Origin of the sequence: Pseudonocardia sulfidoxydans NBRC 16205 (assembly GCF_007989085.1) — a bacterium.
Taxonomy (GTDB): Bacteria; Actinomycetota; Actinomycetes; order Mycobacteriales; family Pseudonocardiaceae; genus Pseudonocardia; species Pseudonocardia sulfidoxydans.
Genome location: NZ_BJVJ01000207.1, coordinates 1 through 515 on the forward strand (window position 1 = coordinate 1; position 515 = coordinate 515).

Annotated in this window: 1 protein-coding gene; it reads right to left on the bottom strand. The window is 66.0% G+C overall.

All coding sequences use genetic code 11. The features are described 5' to 3' along the window. On the bottom strand, nt 1-515 hold a 515-nt coding region (locus PSU4_RS31055), incomplete at both ends, for a cbb3-type cytochrome c oxidase subunit I (protein WP_186817292.1).

Genomic DNA, 515 nt, shown 5'->3' on the forward strand with positions numbered 1-515 from the left:
AAGTAGCTGTCGGAGACGTGGAAGTCCAGCGGCGGCGAGGCCAGCAGGATGCCGGTCAGACCGCCGAACAGGAACGTCGCGAGGAAGCCGAGGGCGAACAGCATCGGCGTCTCGAACGTCAGTTTCCCCTTCCACAGCGTCCCGATCCAGTTGACGAACTTGACACCCGTCGGGATGGCGATGAGGAACGTCGTGAAGGAGAAGAAGGCCAGCAGCACCGCGCCCGTGGCGTACATGTGGTGGGCCCACACCGCGATCGAGAGCGCCGCGATGGCGATCGTCGCGTAGATCAGGCCCTTGTAGCCGAACACCGGTTTCCGGCTGAACACCGGGAACACCTCGGTCACGATCCCGAAGAAGGGCAGCGCGACGATGTAGACCTCGGGGTGGCCGAAGAACCAGAACAGGTGCTGCCACAGGATCGCGCCGCCGTTGGCGGGGTCGAACACGTGGGCACCGAGGTGCCGGTCGGCGGCCAGGCCGAGGAGGGCGGCGGTGAGCACGGGGAACGCGAT